This is a genomic window from Bradyrhizobium sp. AUGA SZCCT0177 (genome assembly GCF_018130125.1).
Classification (GTDB): Bacteria; Pseudomonadota; Alphaproteobacteria; order Rhizobiales; family Xanthobacteraceae; genus Bradyrhizobium.
Genome location: NZ_JAFCMA010000015.1, coordinates 47,867 through 65,553, shown reverse-complemented (window position 1 = coordinate 65,553; position 17,687 = coordinate 47,867). Strand labels below are relative to the sequence as shown.

Here is a 17,687-nt window from a genome sequence, read left to right as displayed (position 1 = left end):
CGCCGTTCTGCCAATGCTATCCTGCGTCGATCTTGCCGGCCCACGCCGCGAACGCATCCAGCACCTCGGTCATCACCTCGCGGTCGTTGCGGCCTGAACTCTTCAACACGTGGAAGGAATGATCGGCTTCCTTCACGAGATGCAGCGTCGCCGGCTTGCCCAGCTTCTTGACCACGGGTTCGAGCAGGCTCAATTCGGCCAGCGCATCGCGCGTTCCCTGCAGGAACAGCATGGGTATATCGACCGCGGCGAGATGTTTGGCGCGGTCGCTGGACGGCTTTCCCGCCGGATGCAGCGGAAAGGCAAAGAAGGCGAGCCCGCGAACGCCCGGCAAGGCATCGATCGCCTGCGCCTGCGAGGTCATGCGCCCGCCGAACGATTTTCCGCCCGCGATCAGCGGCAACCCGATGTAACGTCGCGCCGCTTCCGCCACCGCGGCCCGCACGGCCGCGTGCGCCACACCAGGCGCATCCGGCCGTTTGCTGCCCTTTTCCATATAGGGGAACAGATAGCGCAGCGTCGCGATGCCGCGGTCGGCAAGACCTGTCGCAATCGTCTCCATCGAGGCATGGGCCATGCCGGCGCCTGCCCCATGCGCGAACACGTAACACGCGCGCGCCTGCGGCGGATGGATCAGCAACGCGGACACCGGGTCCGCAGAGGTGATTTCGATTTTGAGCGGTTGCGCTGTGGCGGCTTTCAAATCGGCGATCCCGGGTTATGCTATCGCTTGATTCTACATTCGGGGGCGGCGCGTGCAAACGCGCGAACCCACCCGGCGGATTCGAAAACGGCGCCCTTCCGCTCCCGCAAAATGGAACGACCCGCGAAACCGGCTTTATGGACAGCCGAGTTATGCTACTATAAGATGGTGCAATACTTGATCGCACGCCAAGGCTGAGTACGTGTTTGGCGATTTTTTAATGAGATACGCATATTTCGCGCTCAGGCGGCGCAATTGAACAAGGGGCTGATCATGCGGGGCAGGACAAAAATTGTTATCGCAGCCTTGATCGCCGCCGCCGGTTACGTCGCCTTCAAGGACGACATCGCGAAACTCTGGGAAAACCTTCACGTCAGGATCGCGGAGTACCCGCAGCCGAAGAAGACCGTCTGGCTCGACCAGGGCATCAGCAAAGAAAAACTCAGCTGGTTCTATCACGCCGACCAGGGAACGCGGACCTTCGGCATGCCCTTTGAATGGTTCATGGCCCTGGAGCAGCCGACGATTCCGTGGCTTGTCTTCACCGAGGCTGACCCGTTGAGCGACCCGGCCTATCTCGATCGCTACGGCTTCATTCCGGACACCATCATCCCCGGCAAGAAGGCGCTTCCGATCGGCATTGCGCAGGGCGGTCCGATGCTCGACCCGTCGGGCGCGCCATGGCGCAATCCACGCAGCAAGCAGGACATGACCGGCGTCGGCCTGACCTGCGCGGCCTGCCATACCGGGCGGTTCACCTACAAGGATACGGCTGTCATCATCGATGGCGGGCCGGCGCTGACCGATCTGTTCAAGCTGAAGCAGGGAATGGGCGTGGCGCTGCTCTTTACGCGACTGATCCCCACGCGCTTCGATCGATTCGCCGAACGGATCCTGGGGCCGGACTCGGCGGTCGCGGATCGCGAGATCCTGAAATACCAGATCGACCAGGTCCTCACGCAATTGAAGGCCGTCAAGAATCTCGAGGAGGCCGTCGCTTCCCAGAGCGTCCTCGAAGGCTATGGCCGGTTGGACGCGCTGAACCGGATCGGCAATCAGGTGTTTTCAATCGACCTGAAGAAGCCGGAAAACTACGCGGGCTCCTCGGCGCCGGTGCATTACCCGCGGATCTGGAACACGCCTTGGTTCGATTGGGTGCAGTATAACGGCTCCATCATGCAGCCGATGGTACGCAATGCCGGCGAATCGCTGGGCGTATCGGCGGAGCTCAATCTGCTCGACCCGTCGAAGGGCCTGTTCAAATCGAGCGTCAACGTCGACAGCCTCAACGAAATGGAGCAAATGATCGCAGGCGATCCGCCGAGCCTGGAAAAAGGCTTCTCGGGCCTGAAGTCACCGCGCTGGCCGAGCGACATCCTGCCGCCGATCGACGAGAAGCTCGCGGCCCAGGGCGGCGAACTCTACAAGGTGCATTGTCAGGAATGTCACCGTCCGCCGGTTTCGACCAAGGCGTTCTTCGATTTCAACAACAAGGATTGGTGGACCAAGAACGAGGTCGGCCAGCCAGTCCTGAAGATCGAAAACATCCCGATCGAGCACATCGGCACTGATCCGGCCCAGGCGGCGGATATGATCGCCCGGACGGTCGCGACCCCACCGCATCTCGGAATCACCGAGACCGGATTCGGATTCGCGCTCGGCAAACTGGTCCAGAAGACCGTCGACGTCATTTATGACCAGCGGAAACTGGACGAGAAGCAACGCAATGCCCTGAACGGCAACATGCCCAACGAAATCCAGGGCAAGCTTGAATACAAGGTCCGTCCGCTGAACGGCGTTTGGGCGACCCCGCCCTATCTCCACAACGGTTCGGTTCCAAACGTCTACGCGCTGCTGTCTCCGGTCGACGAAAGGCCGAAGAAATTCTATCTCGGCAACCGCGAGTACGACCCGGTGAATCTCGGCTACAAATACGACAAGCTCACCAACGGCTTCGAATTCGACACCTCGATCCGCGGAAACTGGAACACAGGCCACGAATTCGCTGACAAGCCACCGAAAACCAAGGGCGTGATCGGCAAGAAACTGGCTCCCGACGAGCGCAAGGCGATCATCGAGTACCTTAAGACGCTCTGAGACATGATGCCGCGCAGGCCGGACCGACTCCGGCCGCGCTGCAACACGCTTGCGGAAACGAACGGCCGCGACCGTGCGCAACCCGCCCATGCGGTGGCGCGATTGACGCTTCCAGCGCTTTGGTCTGATGTAGGCGCAGCTTTCGTCTTCACCGGGAAAAGCGCATGGTTGCGGGCAAGCAAGATCAACAACAACGTCCGGCCGAGGTTGACGCGGTGTTTGACGCCGTCATCGTCGGCGCCGGTTTTGCCGGCATGTACATGCTGCACCGCCTGCGCGGGCTTGGCTTTACCGCGCGGGTCTATGAGGCCGGTGGCGGCGTCGGCGGCACCTGGTACTGGAACCGCTATCCCGGCGCGCGCTGCGACGTCGAGAGCATGCAGTATTCGTTTTCGTTCTCGGAAGAACTCGACCAGCAATGGGACTGGTCGGAGAAATACGCGCCGCAGCCGGAAATCCTCGCCTACGCCAACCATGTCGCCGACCGCTTCGATCTGCGCCAACACATCCTGTTCGACACCCGCGTCACCTCCACAAGTTTTGACGAAGCCGCCAAAGGCTGGCGCATCGAAACCGACCGCGGCGACAGGGTGTTCGCCAAATTCTGCATCATGGCGATCGGCTGCCTGTCGGCGGCAAACCATCCGCCCTTCAAAGGACGCGAGGATTTCAGGGGACCGGTTTATCACACCGGCGAATGGCCGCATGAAGGGGTCGATTTCACCGGGCTTCGCGTCGGCATCATCGGCACCGGTTCATCGGCGATCCAGTCGATTCCGATCATCGCGCAGCAGGCCTCCGCGCTTACCGTATTCCAGCGCACCGCGACCTATTCCGTGCCGGCCTGGAACGCGAAACTGACGCCGGAATACCGCCAATCGATCAAGGCGGATTATCCGGCGCTTCGGGCGAAAGCGCGGGCGCGGCCGACCGGCTTCTATTTCCCGTTCAACATGAAGCCGGCGCTGGAAGCCTCACCGGAGGAACGCGAGCGGCAATATGAAGAAGCCTGGGAACGCGGCGGACTGCCGTTTCTCGGCGCCTTCGGCGACCTCTTGTTCGAGAAGGAGGCCAACGACACCATCGCCGAATTCGCGCGCAACAAGATCCGCGGCATCGTCAAGGATCCCGCGACCGCCGGGCTGCTGTGCCCTTCCAACGTGTTCGGCTGCAAGCGTTTGTGCGTCGATACCGGCTATTTCGAAACCTATAATTTGCCGCATGTGAAACTGGTCGACGTGTCCAGGACGCCGATCGAACGTTTTACGAGCAAAGGCATCGAGGTCGACGGGTCAGAATATCAATTCGACGCCATCGTCTCCGCGACCGGCTTTGCGGCCATGACCGGCTCGTTCGACAAGATCCGCATCACCGGGCGCAACGGGCAGACGCTATCAGAGAAATGGCGCGCCGGCCCCCGCGCCTATCTCGGCGTCGCGACCGTGGGCTTTCCCAACCTGTTCACCATCACCGGGCCGGGCAGCCCGTCGGTGCTGGCGAGCATGATCCAGGCTATCGAACAGCATGTCGACTGGATGGCCGACTGCATGGCGCATATCCGCGACATCGGTGCTGATACAATCGAGCCCATCGAGCAATATCAGGATGAATGGGTCGAGCACGTCAACGAAGTGTCAAAAATCTCGCTGCGCTCGACCTGCAGTTCCTGGTATGTCGGCGCCAACATCCCCGGCCGGCCGCGCGTCTTCATGCCCTATATCGGCGGCTTTCCGATCTACGTGCAGAAATGCAACGAGGTCATGAGCAACGGTTTTGAGGGTTTTGTGATCGACGGTGCCGACCCGCGCAACGAAGCACCGCGCGTGCGGCTGACCGAGCGCTGGCGCGTCCCGCTCGACATCGACGTCATTTCGCCCGCGGCGGTCGCCGCCCGGCGCGTACCCGTGGTTTGAGGCGCTTACTTTGGAGCGCTTACCTGGAGACCACCAGCCGCAATCGCGGCTTGATCGTCTCGTCGAGTTCGGCCTTGAGCTCGTGCACGCGCGGATCGTCGGAACGCGCGGCACACACCGAGTATTGATTGACCGAACGCACCAGCGCGCGCCGGTCGTCCGCCCGTTTCGTCACCTGCGGGCTGGAGAGCCTCAGAACCATTTGCCCGAGCTGCACCAGCAATTCATCGATCGCACGGTCTATCGCGGCAACTTCCTTCATCGCGCGTCTCCTTCAGAGGAGCAATGAACGGCAGGACCGAGCGTTCCTCGTGCTCAGGCCTGATGGATAATCAGCGGTAAACGGGGAACCAGCCTACCAAGGCGCGCGCAAATTCTGCTTGATGGAATTCTTCGCAATTTAGCAAACTCGGCAGCATTTCCATTCGATGCTGCGTCGCCAAAATGAGCGGGCGCGGCAGTTCGGCGTCCGGCCATGCGGCAAACGTAATTGCGGCAGCTTTGCGCGCGACCTAAGGTGCGGCCTGTCCAACGCGAGGCAGTCTGCATGGTTACGCCGCTCGATCCCGTCATCGCCCAGATCATTCCGCTGTTGCCGCTGCGCGATCCCACGACGATGACGCCGCAGAGCGCGCGCGATGCGCTTCGCGCGCTGGCGGATGCCCGGGCCGCGGTGCCGCCGCCTCCGGTCGCAGCTGCTGAAAACATCAAGGTCAAGGGTGCTGCCGGTTTCCTTGCCGCGCGGGTCTATCGCAACACAGACGAAAAATCGCCGACGGTGGTGTTCTTCCATGGCGGCGGCTGGGTCGCCGGCGATCTCGAAACGCATGACCGGCAAGCCCGCCTGCTTGCGATCGAGACCGGCGCCGTCGTCATTTCAGTCGACTACCGGCGGCCGCCGGAGGTGCGCTTCCCCGGCGCGTTCGAGGACGCGTTCGCCGCCATCAGGGACATCATCGAGCGCATCGCCGAGTTCGGCGGCGACATCAAGCGCGTCGGCGTCGCCGGTGACAGCGCCGGCGGCAATCTGGCGGCGGTGACCGCAATCGCCTGCCGCGATGCCGGCATCAGGCTCGCAGCGCAATTGCTGGTCTATCCCGTCACCGATGTTTTCGGCAATTTCGCGGATAGCAAAGAGAACGCGCGCTTTCCCTCCCGCGCTGAAAACGCCGAGGGCTACTTCCTGTCGCGCGCCGTCATGGAATGGTTCTGCGGCCATTATCTTGAGAGCGCCGCTGATGGCGCCGACTGGCGCGTCTCGCCGCTCCGCGCAAAAAGCCTCGCCGGGCTGGCGCCCGCGATCGTCACCACGGCATGGTTCGATCCGCTCCGCGACGAGGGCAAGGCCTATGCGGATGCGCTCATCGCCGCCGGCGTCGCCACCAAATACTATGACGGCCCAGGCCTGATCCACGGCTATTTCGGGCTCGGGGAGGCCTCCGAGGCGGCCCGACGCGAAGCGCAACGCGCCCGCGCCGATTTCAAGACGCTGCTGGAAGCAGGCGCATAAACACGGCGGGCCCTTGTCAGCGCCATCGAGCTAGGCAACTATCCCGCATCATCGGGCCACCGTCAGGTGCGGCCGGGGGCGTTCGGACGTCAAGATCCGACCAGGGAGGATAGACATGCTCGCATCCATCCGCTTGCGCGGCGTTGCCGTCGCCGCATTGTTGCTCGCATCCATCTTTGGCGCATACGCCGAAGGCCCCATCACCGCCAAGCCTGAGGAGACGGGGTTTTCGAGCGTGGGGCTCGCGCGCATCGATGCCTATCTCAAGAACGAAATTGCCACGGACAAGATTCCCGGCGCGATCATGATGATCCAGCGCAACGGCAAGACCGCCTATTTCAACAGTTTTGGCGTGCGCGATCCCGGCACCAAGGCGCCGATGACGCCTGACACCATCTTCCGCATCTATTCGATGACGAAGCCGATCACCACGGTCGCTGCGATGATGCTGGTCGAAGAAGGCAAACTCCAGCTCGACGAGCCCGTGTCCAAATACATCCCGGCTTTCGCCGACGTGAAGGTCGGCGTCGAAAAGAAGGGCGAAGACGGCAAGATCGGACTCGATCTGGTCGCTCCCAGGCGACCGATGACGATTCAGGATTTGATGCGCCACACCTCTGGCCTGACCTACGGGGTCTTCGGTGACGGCGCCGTCAAGAAGCTCTATCGCGAGGCAAACCTGTCCGAGGGCGATCCTGACAACGCCCTGTTTGCCGAACGGCTGGCCAAATTGCCCTTGGTCTATCAGCCCGGCACGACATGGGAATACAGCCAATCGACCGATATCCTCGGCCGCGTCATTGAGGTGGTCTCCGGAAAATCGCTCCTTCAGTTCATGAAGGAGCGCCTGCTCGATCCGCTCGGCATGACCAATACGACCTTCTACGTCACCGATACGGCCAAGCAATCCCTGATCGCCGAACCCTTTCCGAGCGACCGCAAGATCGGTCCCGGTGCGGAAATGGGCGACCCGCGCGTCGTGCGAAGGTACGAGTCCGGCGGCGGCGGCCTGATGTCAACCATCGGCGATTATTCGCGCTTCGCCGCGATGCTGGCCAATGGCGGCACGCTCGTTGGCAAGCGATATCTCAGCCCGAAGACTGTCACCTATATGGGCTCGAACCACATCGGGCCGGGATCAGGCGTGACCCCGGGACCCGTCTATTCGCCGGGACCCGGCTTCGGATTTGGATTGGGTTTTGCCGTCCGCACCGACGCTGGCGTCAGTCCGATCGAGGGATCGGTCGGCGAGATGAATTGGTCAGGCGCCGGCGGCACGACCTTCTGGGTCGATCCGAAGGAAAACATGTTCGTCGTCTTCATGTCGCAGACGGTCGTGCACCGCGGCAGGCTCCGCATCGCTCTGAAAAATATCGTCTACGGCGCTTTCGAAAAATAGGGATTATCGAGCGACGGTTAGGAAGACGCCGCTTGCGCAGGGCGCATGGACGCGCGCGCCTTGAGTCTGAAGACGTGCCGGAGATGGCAATGCGGCTGATCCATCTTCCGGCCATCGGCGGCGATGCCGGCGGGCATGTCCTTGAACTCGCGGATCAGGCTGTCCTTGACGCCGAACACTACGTCTGAATCGAGATACTGGTCGCCGGCCACGAACAGATGCGTCACCAGCTGCTCGCAGCCGGGTGCGCCGATCATGAAATGCACATGGGCAGGCCGCCAGGGATGACGGCCCTGGGCTTCGAGCATCTCGCCGACCGGCCCGTCATGCGGAACGGGATAGGCCGCCGGCTTGATCGACCAGAACCAGAACCGGCCGTCGCTGTTGGTATGGAATCTTCCGCGCATCGCGGCCGCCACGGCGTCCTTGCGCTGCACGTCGTAATAGCCATCATCGTCGGAGTGCCAGACGTCGACGACAGCACCGGCAATCGGCTTGCCGCGGGCGTCGGCCACCGATCCGGTGACGAGCATGGGCTCACCATTCATTCCGCCGGAGATATCGGCGCCACAGGCGAGTTCAGGCGCGTCCTTGACAAAGAACGGACCGAGCACCGTCGTCTCGGTCGCCTGTTCCGGCATCCGATGGTTGATCGCATCCACCAGCATGGAGACGCCGAGCGTATCCGATAGCAGGATAAACTCCTGCCGCTTGTCGTCGCACATCTGGCCGGTTCGCGTCAGGAAATCGATCGCGGTTTCCCATTCGCCCTGCGTCGGTCCGATTTCGCGGACGAAGGCATGCAGGTGCCGGACCAGCGCTTCGCTGATCTGCCGGGTACGCAGGTCTTTTGCCGCGGCCACGCGCTGCAGCACGGCTTCCGTGATCGTGAACTCATCAAAGTTGCGCACTTGTTGTCTTCCCCCAAGCTAACGGTCAGGAATGCCTGGCGTCGTCGACCGGTGCTGTTCCAGCCCAGGCGCGCGCGATCAACCCGCGGATTGCCTCGCGCTCCACGGGGCGCGGATTCCAGTAGGGATTGGTGACGGCGAGGCCGGCTGCCCGGTCGATATCCTGTTCCCGCATGCCGAGTTCGCGCAGCGACCTTTGAACGCCGATCGCTCCGGCAAGTTCAAACAGCCCGCCGGCCGCATCCTCCCGGCCGATCGCCCGCGCAATCCGTGCCATCGCTTGCGGTGCGGCCGGTGCGTTATAGGCGAGCGCGTGCGGCAGCACCGCCGCATGCGTTTCGGCGTGCGGCAGATTGAAGGTGCCGCCGAGCGTGTGGCAAAGCTTGTGATGCAAAGCCATCCCGACCGCGCCGAGGCAGCAGCCGCATAGCCAGGCGCCATAGAGCGCATCGGTGCGCGCTTCGACGTCGGCGGCGTCAACGTGGATCTTCGGTAGCGCCCGGGCCAGGCTGCTGATGCCTTCCTCCGCCATCAGCGAAATGATCGGATTCCGATCTCGGGCGTAGAGCGCTTCGACCGCGTGCGCGATTGCATTGAGCCCTGACGTCGCCGACAGCGATGGCGGCATGGTCAGGGTGAGGTCGACGTCGTAGATGACCGTCTCCGGCAACACCTTCGGACTGGATTGCGTGGTCTTCAATCCGTCCTGTGTTTCGCCGAGGATCGGCGTCATCTCCGAGCCGGCGTAGCTGGTCGGTACCACGATCTGCGGCAGGTCGGTGCGCCGCGCGATCGCCTTGCCGAGCCCCGTGGTCGATCCGCCGCCGATCGCCACCACGCCATCGGCGTCGAGCTCATTGACGCGGAGCAGCGCGCGCTCGGTCACATGCACCGGCGTATGCATTTCGGCTTGCGCAAATGTCCCGACGGCGCGCTGGCCGATCATGGCCGCGATCCCCTCGGCCTGCCGCGCCTGATGAGGCGTTGCAAGGATCAGCGCGCGCCCAATTCCAAGGCGCGCCAGCTCGGCTGGAAGCTCACGAAGCGTTCCCGTTCCAAATATCACCCGCATCGGGGCGGCCTGGTACGTGAAGTTTTGCATCGGATCGTTCCTTGCGGAAGCTGGGCGGACGCCCGATGAACGACGGACGCCCGCACCCGTTAGCGTGTCCGACTACGCCGCCGTGGACGTTGCCAGGCGTTCGGTGCTTGCCTTTGCGCTCGAGCGGTTGGCCAGCAGGATGATCCCGCCCGCGGCGAGCGCCGCAAGACCGATCGAGACGAACATCGGCAGCGAGCTCTGGTAATTCTGTTGCAGCGCGCCCGCCACGAACGGCCCCAGGATAGCGCCGACACGGCCGACGCCCAATTCCATTCCGACGGCGGTCGCCCGCACATTGGTCTCATAGGCAGCCGCCGTGAAATTGTTGAGCACGAACTGCGCGCCGATGATGAAGAAGCCGGCTGCGGCCACGCAAGTCACGTTCACGACATGATCATTGAGGAACACAAGCGTCAGCACCGCGCCGCCGCCGAACGCCCACCACAGGCCGAGCAGGCCTCTGCTATGGCCGAAGCGATCGACGAGATGCCCCAGGACGATGCCGCCGACGAACGACATGATCTGCATCAGCGCGCCGAAGCCGAAGCTCGCCGCAAAGGTCTCGCCGCGCTGGATCATGACGGTCGGGATCCATCCTGACAGCCCGAAGATGCAGAACAGGCTGAGGAAGGCGGTGGCCCAGATCGCGATGGTGGTCCTGCGATATTTCGGTTGCAGCAATTCGAGGATCGAATTGCCCGAGGCCTGGCTCTTGTCGGCGGCAATGGTCGCCGACGCATAGACATGGGCGCGCTCGGGACGCAGCTTGGCCAGCATTTCGCGGATCTCCGTCACCCGTCCCTGGATTGCCAGGAACTTCGGCGACTCCGGCAGCATCACATGCATGAACGGCAGCAACAGGAACGAGAGCGACCCGATCCAGTACAGGCTGGTCCACCCGAGCGTCGGCGTCGCGAACACGCCGACGACGCCGGCCAGTGTGCCGCCGGCCGCCCAGCCCAGGGCGACGCCCCATAGCGCGAAGGTGTTGGCCACCCGGCGCGGCGCGAGTTCATTGATGTAGGTGGTCGCCAGCGGCAACAGCACACCGAGACCGAGGCCGGTGAGCAGCCGCAACGCGCAGAAGGATATGAACGAGTTCGCCAGCACCGCCGTCAACAGCGTGAAGATGCTGGTGATCCAGAGTCCCGCCAATAGCGTGCCGCGGCGCCCGAATTTGTCCGCCGCGACCCCGTGCAGGGCCGCACCGAGCAGGAAGCCGACCAGACCGCTGGAGATCAGAAGGCCGGCTTGTCCTGCCTTGAGGCCCCAGGGCCCCGCGACATAGTGGATGACGTAAGCCGGATTGAAGGTGTCGTAGCCGTCGAACAGGGTCAGCAACCCCATGATGGCGCCGAGACGCCAGTGGAAAGCCCCCACCTTGGCGTCCGCCAGTTCCTCGTGAACGTCGATTGCTTGCGAACTCATATTACCCTCCCGATGTCGTTTTGACTCTTGAAAGACGCCTGCCGGCTATTCTGCGGCTTGAGCGACCTTGCTGGATTGCTGCGAAAGATTGTCGTCGAGCTTGAACAGCTTGCGCGCGTTGTCGCGTCCGATCTTCTTGCGGTCCGCCTCGCTGATGCTGGCGCTGTCGAACCATTGCGCGGCGTGATCGACGTTTTCGAACGGCCAGTCCGCCGAGAACAGGATCTTGTCGGAGCCGACTTCGAGCAGCGCATCGATCAGTGTCTGGGTGCGGAAGTTGCCCGACGTGGTCAGGTAGAAATGCTCGTGGAAGTACTCGCAGATCTTCTTCTTCGCCTTGTGGCGCGGCGGCGTCTTGACCCAGCCGTTGCGATGGTCGATGCGCCACATGCTGTAGGGCAGCCCTTCTCCCATATGGCCGATAATAATGCGCAAGCCGGGATGGCGATCAAACAATCCGGAGCCCATCAGGCGCAAGGCATGGACGGCGGTTTCCTGGCCGAAGGCCCAGGTCGGCCCGAGCAGCCATTCGTGGCCTTCATAAATCTTGCAATCCTCGGGCAGAGGATTGCGCGGGTGCAGATAGAAGGGCACGTCGAGTGCCTCGATCTTGGCCCAGAACGGCAAATAGCGGTCGAGATCGTAATAGACGGCGTTCCTGGCGTCGCCGACCTGCGAGAAGCCGTTGACCAGCGCGCCCTTGAAGCCGAGCGTATTGACCGCGCGCTCCAGTTCGACGATGGCAAGATCGGGATCCTGCATCGGAAGCGCCGCAAACGCCTGAAAGCGATCGGGACGCTTGGCGACCTGTTCGGCCAGATAGTCGTTGGCGCGAACCGCGATTTCGTTCGCCTTCTTGGCGTTGGGAATCGCCTGCACCGCCGGCGCATTGAGCGAGAGGATCATCATCTCGACGCCCTGCTCGTCCATCTGCTTCAGCCGCTTGTCCTGGATATCCAGCAAACGGTCTTTCAGCTCGGGCCAGTAGCTTTCCGGCACGAAGCCCGCCGAATCCATCAGCGTTTCCGGGATTGCAAAGTGTTCCTCAAGCGCGATCTTGCCTTGCATTGCCATTCTCCCTTTCGGTTTCTTTCAGTACTGACCTTGCGGCGGCAGGCCCAAAGCGAGCTGGCCGTACATGGTGCCCACGGCATCCCAGTTCATGCTGATGTGGCGCCCGACCGCGTTCGCATCGCGCCAGGCGCGTTGCACCGGATTCGCAAGATCAAGCCCCTGCCCGCCGGTCGACGCATTGAGCGCTTCGCTGGCCCGGATCGCCAGTGATACCGCAAACGCCTGGCCGCGGCGGCTGGTGATCCGGTCTTCGATCGAGACCGGCTTGTGGGCGCGAACCGCCGTCGCGCGATCGCGCAGATCGCGCAGCAGGATTTCCCGGGCGGCATCGGTGGAGGCAGCGGCTTCGGCGACGCGGAGCTGGATGGTCGGGAATTCCGCCATCCGGTTGTTACTGCCAGCCACTGCGCCGCGCGTGACGCGCTTGCTGGTGACTTCAAGATAATCCTCGAGCGCGCCCGCGGCGGTACCGACCGCGACTGAGGCCAGACAGGACGGAATGTTGCACAGCATCGGGATCGAAAAGGTGGAATTGTCCGCATACAGCGACGCGCCCGGCGTCTTGCCCGATGTCGTCTCCTGAAACGTCAGGACGCGGTGCTCGGGAACGAACACGTCTTTCAATTGCAGCGTCTTGCTCCCGGTGCCGCCGAGGCCGACCACGTTCCAGTTGTCGTCGATGGTATAATCCGATGCCGGCACCAGCAGGAACGCCGGCGTGAACCGGTCCGCTTCGGTCCGCGACGGCAGCAGCGCGGCGCACAGCGACCATTGCGCGTTGTCGCAGCCGCTGGCGAACGACCAACGTCCAGATAAGGTGTAGCCACCGTCGGAAGAGACGGCCTTGGTCGCGGGCGCGTACGAGCCGCACGCCAGCGCTTCGGGATTCGCATCCCATACGTCGCGCTGGGCCTGTTCGGGGAAGCTCGCGATCAGCCATTGATGCGCCGCGAGCAGCCCGCCAACCCAGGCGGTCGATGCGCATACTTTGGCGAGTTCGATGTTCAGATCGACCAGCACGTCGAAATCATATTCGTAGCCGCCGAAGGCGCGCGGCTTGACGATCTCGAAATAGCCGATGTTCTTCAGCGCCAGCATGTTCTCCGCCGGCACCCGTCCGCTTTTTTCCGTTGTGTGCGCCCGCGCCTTGATTTGCGGGCTGACGCCCTGAACGCGGGCTTTGAGTTCGGCGACGGTCGGGCGTTTTCCGAGCGGCTGGCTCGGACGCCTTTCGATGGTCTGCGCGGCAACGTTCATGTCGGTTCCTCCGTAGTCCATGGTTTTCAGGCGGCGTTAGGCCGCTCGGCTAGGCGGCTTTGGTTTCGGTCGGCACGGAAAAGCAGTAGGTCGCGTCCTGATAGATCAGGGGATCGACGGGATCGTGCACGTTGACGCGCTCGACCTCGCCGATGAATACGGTGTGCGTGCCGTAGGGAACGGCGGCGGCTTTTCGGCAGAAGATGTTGATCTGGGCGCTCTCGAGATAGCTGATGCCATCGGGCGAAATCGCCCAGTCGCCGAGGCCGAAGCGGGTTTCCGGCGGCAGCGCGCCGCTGAAGGCGGCCGACAGCGCCGTCTGGTCCCGGCGCAGCAGATTCACGCAGAACCGGCGCGCCAGCAGCATGATGTCGTGAAGCAGGCTCGACTGATTGACACAGACCACCAGCGACGGCGGGTCCATCGACAGCGAGGTCACCGCGGTCGCCGTCATGCCGTGACGGCGGGTCTGGTCGGCCGACGTGATGACGGTGACGGCCGCGGGGAAGCGGCGCATCGCAAGTTTGAACGATGAACGGAGGTCGTCGGTTGCGGCATCCAGGGACATGGTCCCCTCCCAATTTTTCAAAAGGATCCGCTTCTGTGTCGGATGATTTCAATAACAATATTTGCAAACGCAAATGTTTGTCAACCAAAAATTACGAATGCAATTCACTTGCTGGAATCGGGACATTTCGGCTACTTCTCAGCGCGCAATTGTTGCGGCATGTCGGAGCCAAAGCCTTGTACAGACTTTCGAATTCGTTTCCGTATCTGCTCAACCGGGTCGGCGTGCGGATGGGCGAGCTGTTCTCGCGGCGCATCGCGCCATACGACGTGACGCTGCCGATGTACCGGGTGATGGCGGCACTTTGGGAAAATGGCGACCAGCGCTTGAGCGATCTTTCCACCGTGACCACGACTGAGATTTCGACACTGTCGCGGCTTGTCGGCGACATGAAGCGCCGGGGCTTGGTCTCGCGCAGCCGTCTGGAAGACAACGGCCGCACGGTTGCGATCAATCTCACCGCAAAGGGCAAGCTCTTGCTGGAGGAGCTGATGCCGATTGCCGTCCATTTTGAAGAGGTTGCGGTATCAAACTATTCGGAAGCCGAAGTCGCGCGCCTCAAGATCGTGTTCCGCGAAATCTATCAGAGCCTGGGATCGATCGAACCCGAGATCGAAGCGACGAAAGCCGCCGCGAAGCCAAAGCGGAAATCGCCGCCGAACCGCGCGCGATCGAAACCGCGCGCGAAGGAATGAGCGGCGGCGTGAGCGCCGCCTACGCCGCTCTTACGCCGGCCAGGAAGCTCGACACTTCGTCCTGCAGCGCCTTTAGCTTGCGGCCGAGCCGGTCGCCGGACTCCAACACCATCTGCGCCTTCGCGCCGGTTTCCGTCGTCGCCGCTGTGACGTCGGAGATGTTCTGCGAGACCTGATTGGTGCCGGCCGCGGCCTTCTGCACGCTCGAGGCGATTTCCTGCGTCGCGGCGCCCTGCTGTTCGACAGCGGCCGCAATCGAGGACGAGATCTCGTTCACTTCCATGATCGTCGAGCGAATGCTCTGGATGTTTTCGACCACCTGCTGGGTCTCGGCCTGAATGGCGTTGATCTGCGCGCTGATCTCTTCGGTGGCCTTGGCGGTCTGGCTGGCGAGCGACTTGACCTCGCTGGCGACCACCGCAAAGCCCTTGCCGGCCTCGCCGGCACGCGCCGCCTCGATGGTGGCGTTGAGCGCCAGCAGATTGGTCTGCGACGCGATGTCGTTGATCAGGCCGATCACTTCGCCGATCTTGTGGGCGGCAATCGCGAGACCCTGGACGGTCTCGTTGGTGCGCTGGCCGTCGGCGGCGGCCTTGTCGGCGATCTGGGCGGCGTGACCGACGCGCTGGGTGATCTCGGAAATCGACGCGGAAAGTTCTTCGGCGGCCGACGCCACGGTCTGCACGTTCGACGACGCCTCCTGGGAAGCCATCGCCACCGCCTTGGAGCGGTCGCTGGCCTGACTCGCGGTATGGGACATCCCTTGCGCGGTGCCCTGCATTTCGCTCGCATCCTTGATGACGTCACCGACGACGGCCTGGACGCTGGCTTCGAACTTGCTGGCCAGATCCATCATCGATTTGCGCTTCTCGGCATCGGCCTCGGTCTTCAGCTGCGCCTGCTCGGCGTGCATCTTGGTGACCGCCTCGGCATTGTCCTTGAAGACGCGCAGCGATTTGGCGAGCGCGCCGACCTCATCCTTGCGCTGCGTATAGGGCACCTCGAAAGCGGTATCGCCGGACGCCAGCCGGTCGGTCAGGTTGGTGATGGTCGTGAGCGGCCGCGTCACGCTGCGGCCAATGAAGAACGAGCTGATCAGCACCAGCGCAAACACGGCCAGGCAAACCAGCGCGAACATCTGGGCGGTCTGCCGGAACACCGCATCGACGTCGTCGAGATAGATGCCGGTGCCGATGATCCAGCCCCAGGGCGCGAAGCCTTTCACATAGGAAATCTTCGGCACCGGTTGATCGAAGCCGGGTTTTGGCCAGAGATAGCTGTAGAAGCCGGCGCCCTTCGACTTCACGACGTCGACGAATCCGATGAATAGCCGGTTGCCGTTCGGATCCTTCATCTCGCCGAGGTCCTTGCCGTCAAGCTCGGGCCTGATCGGATGCATGATCATCTTCGGCGACATGTCGTTGATCCAGAAATACTCGACCTTGTCGTAGCGCAGGCTTTTGATTTCCTGGATCGCCGCCTTCTGCGCGTCGTCGCGCGACAGCTTTCCGTCGGTTTCCAGCTTCTGGTAATGGGTCAGGATTCCATTTCCGATGTCGACCATCTGCTGCGTCTTGACCTGGCGGTCCGTCATCATCTGCCCGCGCATCGTGTAGAGCGCGATCGGGGCCATCACGACCATGCCGGCAAGACTGAGACCAATCATGACGGCAAGCTTGAAGCTGATGCGGGAAAAGAACATCGGGTCAAATCCTGGCCTGGGACGGAAAATAACCGCTTCAACATAGCCGGGACTTGTTAGCGAAGTTTTAAGTATGCGCTGGTTGGACCGGGGACTCGGTTGTATTGATATTGTTGAGCTTTGTAGTGGACCTGGAACACCTGAATACCCGGCCGCCGTTGCCATCTCGCGCAGGCAGCCAGGTATGAGGACGTGTTTTCGCGCCCGATCGCTCAAATGGAGTGCTTCGGCTTGCGTGTCCTGGGCGCCTTGATCTGCTCAAGCTCCGTGACAAGCCAGGCAACGCCAGCATCCATCATTGCAACCTTTGGGAGAACCGCATTGATGGCGAAGTGCGGCAGCGCGATCGGCGCCTTGGTGGCGACGATTCCAAAACGCGGACCGTGCATCTCGACGAACCGTCGCGGCAACGCCGAGACCAGATCGGTTTCAGCCAGCACGCCGAGGGCAAAGATGAAGTTTGGCACCGTCAATGCGACGCGGCGCGACAACCCTTGCCGGGCGAGTTCGACATCGACAAAGCCATAGGCATCCCCGGTATGCGAGACGACGAGATGCTGCATCTCGCAGTAATTCCGCAAGCGCGGTGCTTTCTGAAACGGGTGGCCCGCGCGCGCCGCGATGACAAACTCTTCCTCATAGAGCGTTTGCTTGTGGAAGCGCACCGGGACATCGTCGAACGGGATCACGGCGATATCCATGTCGCGCGCTTCGAGATCGGCCAGCGCTTCCTTCCAGGCGAGGTCGGGCGTGGGCTGGCCCTGCGTCGGCAGAATCTGGCGGATGCCGATGTCGATTCCCGGCGCGGTCTTCCGTAACGCTTCGAGCAATGGCGGCAGGAACACCGCCGACGTTCCGTCCGGCGCGCCGATGACGAAGCGGCGCGTCGAGCGCGCCGGATCGAACGGCGCACCGCTCGACACCACGCCCCGGATGCGGGTCAGGATTTCGGCAACGGGCGCCGCGAGTTCGCTGGCCCGCGCGGTCGGCACCACGCCCTTGGGCGTCCTGAGAAACAAGGGATCAGCAAGCAGTTTACGCAGGCGTCCAAGGCCATGGCTGACCGCCGATGGCGACAGGTTCAGCCGCTCGGCGGATCGCCCGGCGTGGCGCTCCTCCATCAGGATTTCGAACAGCACCAGCAGGTTCAGGTCGGCCCTGGATAGATCAGTTTTGTTCATCATATCGGTGAAATCATATCATTTTATTCATCTGCGATGAAGTGGCAAATGCACCCCGCCGGACGTCCAGGATCCGGCCGAAATCAAAGGGAGTGCTCACATGTTCGGATTCTTGCGCAGGACACGACGGCCATTGGACCAAGGTAA

The 17,687-nt window shown here is 62.5% G+C and carries 15 protein-coding genes; 5 read left to right on the top strand and 10 right to left on the bottom strand.

Features of this window, described 5'->3' with window-relative positions; all coding sequences use genetic code 11:
- Positions 1 to 16: 16 nt before the first annotated feature.
- Positions 17 to 703 carry an alpha/beta hydrolase family protein gene (locus JQ597_RS18860; protein ID WP_212265726.1) on the bottom strand — a complete coding sequence of 229 codons (687 nt, stop codon included), beginning with the start codon at positions 701 to 703 and terminating at the stop codon, positions 17 to 19.
- A 255-nt stretch (positions 704 to 958) separates the two neighbouring features.
- On the opposite strand from JQ597_RS18860, the gene JQ597_RS18855 reads away from it, so the two are divergent.
- Together JQ597_RS18855 and JQ597_RS18850 are read left to right on the top strand one after the other, a co-directional pair.
- Complete coding sequence (locus JQ597_RS18855) at positions 959 to 2,800, top strand: di-heme-cytochrome C peroxidase (RefSeq protein WP_249148007.1); 1,842 nt, start codon at positions 959 to 961, stop codon at positions 2,798 to 2,800.
- A 164-nt stretch (positions 2,801 to 2,964) separates the two neighbouring features.
- Complete coding sequence (locus JQ597_RS18850) at positions 2,965 to 4,713, top strand: flavin-containing monooxygenase (RefSeq protein WP_212265725.1); 1,749 nt, start codon at positions 2,965 to 2,967, stop codon at positions 4,711 to 4,713.
- Positions 4,714 to 4,732: 19 nt separating this feature from the next.
- On the opposite strand, the gene JQ597_RS18845 is transcribed toward JQ597_RS18850, so the two are convergent.
- Positions 4,733 to 4,975 carry a hypothetical protein gene (locus tag JQ597_RS18845; RefSeq protein ID WP_212265724.1) on the bottom strand — a complete coding sequence of 81 codons (243 nt, stop codon included), beginning with the start codon at positions 4,973 to 4,975 and terminating at the stop codon, positions 4,733 to 4,735.
- Positions 4,976 to 5,260: 285 nt separating this feature from the next.
- Here JQ597_RS18845 and JQ597_RS18840 point away from each other — a divergent pair, with 285 nt between their 5' ends.
- On the top strand, positions 5,261 to 6,223 hold the full coding sequence (locus JQ597_RS18840) for an alpha/beta hydrolase (protein ID WP_212265723.1): 963 nt from the start codon (positions 5,261 to 5,263) through the stop codon (positions 6,221 to 6,223).
- Positions 6,224 to 6,338: 115 nt separating this feature from the next.
- Entirely contained in the window at positions 6,339 to 7,622 is a 1,284-nt protein-coding gene (locus tag JQ597_RS18835; protein WP_212265722.1) for a serine hydrolase domain-containing protein, read from the top strand.
- Between the two features lie 17 nt (positions 7,623 to 7,639).
- On the opposite strand, the gene JQ597_RS18830 is transcribed toward JQ597_RS18835, so the two are convergent.
- The 6 genes from JQ597_RS18830 to JQ597_RS18805 all read right to left on the bottom strand — a co-directional run bounded on the left by JQ597_RS18830 (position 7,640) and on the right by JQ597_RS18805 (position 13,962).
- Positions 7,640 to 8,533, bottom strand: a complete 894-nt coding sequence (locus tag JQ597_RS18830) for an intradiol ring-cleavage dioxygenase (protein ID WP_212265721.1) — start codon at positions 8,531 to 8,533, stop codon at positions 7,640 to 7,642.
- A 25-nt stretch (positions 8,534 to 8,558) separates the two neighbouring features.
- The gene (locus JQ597_RS18825; RefSeq protein WP_212265720.1) at positions 8,559 to 9,635 is read right to left on the bottom strand and encodes a maleylacetate reductase; all 1,077 of its coding nucleotides are present in this window, start codon (positions 9,633 to 9,635) and stop codon (positions 8,559 to 8,561) included.
- Positions 9,636 to 9,707: 72 nt separating this feature from the next.
- Positions 9,708 to 11,063 (bottom strand): MFS transporter, encoded by a 1,356-nt coding sequence (locus JQ597_RS18820; RefSeq protein ID WP_212265719.1) that lies wholly within the window; start codon positions 11,061 to 11,063, stop codon positions 9,708 to 9,710.
- Between the two features lie 45 nt (positions 11,064 to 11,108).
- Complete coding sequence (locus JQ597_RS18815) at positions 11,109 to 12,131, bottom strand: amidohydrolase family protein (RefSeq protein WP_212265718.1); 1,023 nt, start codon at positions 12,129 to 12,131, stop codon at positions 11,109 to 11,111.
- Between the two features lie 24 nt (positions 12,132 to 12,155).
- On the bottom strand, positions 12,156 to 13,394 hold the full coding sequence (locus JQ597_RS18810) for an acyl-CoA dehydrogenase family protein (RefSeq protein ID WP_212265717.1): 1,239 nt from the start codon (positions 13,392 to 13,394) through the stop codon (positions 12,156 to 12,158).
- Between the two features lie 49 nt (positions 13,395 to 13,443).
- The gene (locus tag JQ597_RS18805; protein ID WP_212265716.1) at positions 13,444 to 13,962 is read right to left on the bottom strand and encodes a flavin reductase family protein; all 519 of its coding nucleotides are present in this window, start codon (positions 13,960 to 13,962) and stop codon (positions 13,444 to 13,446) included.
- A 176-nt stretch (positions 13,963 to 14,138) separates the two neighbouring features.
- Between JQ597_RS18805 and JQ597_RS18800 the strand changes: the two genes are divergently transcribed.
- Positions 14,139 to 14,657, top strand: a complete 519-nt coding sequence (locus JQ597_RS18800) for a MarR family winged helix-turn-helix transcriptional regulator (protein ID WP_212265715.1) — start codon at positions 14,139 to 14,141, stop codon at positions 14,655 to 14,657.
- Positions 14,658 to 14,676: 19 nt separating this feature from the next.
- On the opposite strand, the gene JQ597_RS18795 is transcribed toward JQ597_RS18800, so the two are convergent.
- Complete coding sequence (locus tag JQ597_RS18795) at positions 14,677 to 16,359, bottom strand: methyl-accepting chemotaxis protein (protein ID WP_212265714.1); 1,683 nt, start codon at positions 16,357 to 16,359, stop codon at positions 14,677 to 14,679.
- A gap of 212 nt (positions 16,360 to 16,571) precedes the next feature.
- Positions 16,572 to 17,543 (bottom strand): LysR family transcriptional regulator, encoded by a 972-nt coding sequence (locus tag JQ597_RS18790; RefSeq protein WP_212265713.1) that lies wholly within the window; start codon positions 17,541 to 17,543, stop codon positions 16,572 to 16,574.
- Between the last annotated feature and the right edge of the window lie 144 nt (positions 17,544 to 17,687).